Genomic DNA, 2,157 nt, shown 5'->3' with positions numbered 1-2,157 from the left:
GTGTGGCTGCGGTGCGAGCGGATGGTGCGGTGCGGTTGCTGCGCGGGGCGCGGCGGTGGCCCATGTCCGTCTCCTTCATCCTCGAAGTCTGTGGACGCGGAAGTCTGTGGACACGCGAGGACGGACGGCACCGGCCTCGCGGAACGCGACTCTGCGTTCCGGCGGGCCCTGCGGGACCGCCGCGGAACAGGCTGGCACCGCCAAATGTTGGCGTCAACACGATGTCCGAAAGTGATCGACTCCGGACGTGGGGTCCGACGCCGGGGGGTCGGGGTGCGCCGGGCCGACGAGACCCGCCCGGGCGCCCAGCTCAGCCGTGCGCGAGCAGCTTGAGCCCGACCACCCCGACCGCGAGCGCCGCCAGCACCCCCAGGGCCAGGATGCGGGCGGGCCAGGGCAGCTTGGTGCGGCGGATGCCGAGCCAGGCGATGAGCACGAGGGTGGCGATGAGCACGCCGACGCCGACCCGCAGGGCGGTGGTGACCTCCCACCAGCCGAGGCCGGCGATCGCGAGGGCCAGCAGCGGGAAGACGAGGGTGACGAGGGCGCCGGCGCTGGTGCGGGTCATGGCGGCCAGGTGGTGCCGGTCGGGGAACCCGCCGTGTGCGGCGAGGTGGGAGATGAGCTCGGCGAGCCAGGCGGCGGCGACGGTGCCGACGGCGGTGATGGTGAGCGACGCGGCGGCCGTCCCGGCGCCGAGCCCGTGGGCGTGCGCCAGGAGCGTGAGGGTGACGGCGAGGGTGGCGAAGGTGACGTAGACGCGCTCGCGGAGCCGCTCGGCGAGGTCCTCGCGCTCCTCGGGGGTCATGGTGGCGCGGGTGCCGGGCTGGTCCGGGTGCGCGGGGTGGCGCGGGGTGCTCATGCGGCCATTGTGTCGTGTCGCGGTCTCGTGTCGCCGTCTCGCGTCGCCGCAGGTCGTTGCCTGCGTGGGTGCGGCGATCGACTGGCCTGCCGTCAACTAGCCTCTCGTCAACACCGGTCGGACGAAGGAGCCCGAGCATGTCGAACGAGGAGACCCAGGTGGTCGCGATCACCGGGGCGGCGGGCAGGATCGGCCGCGCGATCACGCCGCTGCTGCGGCGTCCGGGGCGGGAGCTGCGGCTGCTGGACCGGGAGGTGCCCGCCGACCGGGACGAGCGGGACCGGTGGTTCGCGGGCGACATCACCGAGCCGGGCGCCTTGGACGAGGCGTTCCGGGGCGCGGACCTGGTGGTGCATCTCGCGGCCCATCCGTGGGAGCGGCCGTGGCCCGAGATCCTCGCCGTGAACATCGACGGCACGCAGAGGACGCTGGAGGCGGCGCACGTCGCGGGCGTGCCGCGCGTGCTGTTCGCGAGCTCGATCCACGCGGTGGGGTACGCGACGCCCACCGAGGCCGCCGCCGTGGACGAGCTGCACCCGCGGCCCGACACGTTCTACGGCATGAGCAAGGCCGCCGGCGAGGCCCTGGGCAGCGTCTTCGCGGACCGGTTCGGCATGACCGTGGTGAGCGCGCGGATCTGCGCCTTCAGCCCGGACGTCGCCGGAGGCCATTCGGTCGCCCTGTGGCTCTCCCCCGCCGACGCCGCCCGGCTGGTCGAGGCCGTGGCCGCGCTCGACCGGCCCGGGCACCACGTGGTCTGGGGCGTCTCCGACAACGGGCCGGGCTGGTTCCCGCTCGGGCCGGGGCATGCGATCGGTTTCCACCCGCAGGACGACGCGGTGCGCCGGGCGACCGAGCGCGACGGCGTCGCGCCGCCGGAGCCGGAGCGCGACAGGATCCTCGCGGGGATCTTCGCCGACGAGGACCACCCGCTGGGCGGGGAGTGGTGACGGGGGTCGGTTCAGGTGTCGGCCGGTGAGGTGTGGGGCGCGCCGATGGTGCGCCCCACCGCGCCGGTCCAGTCGCGCAACGCGGTCGGGGCGATCCGGGCATCGGGACCGGGCAGGAGCGCGCCGCGGTCCACGATCCCGCCGAAGTAGGTCGCGTCGGGATCGCGGACGACGGCGCCGGCCTCGCCCAGGTGCGCCAGCGCGGTGCGGACGAAGACGTCGAGCTCGAACCGTTCGGGTCCCGCGAGGTCGAGGTCCGGCATCGGCGACGGTCCGTCGGCGAGGCGGGCGAGCTCCGCGGCGACGTCCGCCCCGGCGACCGGCTGGACGAGGACCGGGGCGAGG

At 75.2% G+C, this 2,157-nt stretch carries 2 protein-coding genes and 1 pseudogene; 1 reads left to right on the top strand and 2 read right to left on the bottom strand.

Annotated features, from left to right (window positions below):
• Positions 1–310 precede the first annotated feature (310 nt).
• Positions 311–862, bottom strand: a complete 552-nt coding sequence (locus tag PROKR_RS23185) for a hypothetical protein (protein ID WP_051433271.1) — start codon at positions 860–862, stop codon at positions 311–313.
• Positions 863–999: 137 nt separating this feature from the next.
• Here PROKR_RS23185 and PROKR_RS23180 point away from each other — a divergent pair, with 137 nt between their 5' ends.
• Positions 1,000–1,812, top strand: a complete 813-nt coding sequence (locus PROKR_RS23180; RefSeq protein ID WP_036968077.1) for an NAD-dependent epimerase/dehydratase family protein — start codon at positions 1,000–1,002, stop codon at positions 1,810–1,812.
• An 11-nt stretch (positions 1,813–1,823) separates the two neighbouring features.
• On the opposite strand, the pseudogene PROKR_RS35965 reads toward PROKR_RS23180, so the two are convergent.
• Positions 1,824–2,157, bottom strand: a pseudogene (locus PROKR_RS35965) (NmrA family transcriptional regulator); the annotation flags it as partial.

Origin of the sequence: Promicromonospora kroppenstedtii DSM 19349 (assembly GCF_000515355.1) — a bacterium.
GTDB lineage: Bacteria > Actinomycetota > Actinomycetes > Actinomycetales > Cellulomonadaceae > Promicromonospora > Promicromonospora kroppenstedtii.
Note: the sequence above shows the minus strand (reverse complement) of the source record. Positions and strands in the feature narration are given on the sequence as shown.

Excerpts from the sequence above, each read along its gene's own strand:
- PROKR_RS23185 (WP_051433271.1), bottom strand. The coding sequence starts at position 862 with ATGAGCACCCCGCGCCACCCCGCGCACCCGGACCAGCCCGGCACCCGC.
- PROKR_RS23180 (WP_036968077.1), top strand. The coding sequence starts at position 1,000 with ATGTCGAACGAGGAGACCCAGGTGGTCGCGATCACCGGGGCGGCGGGC.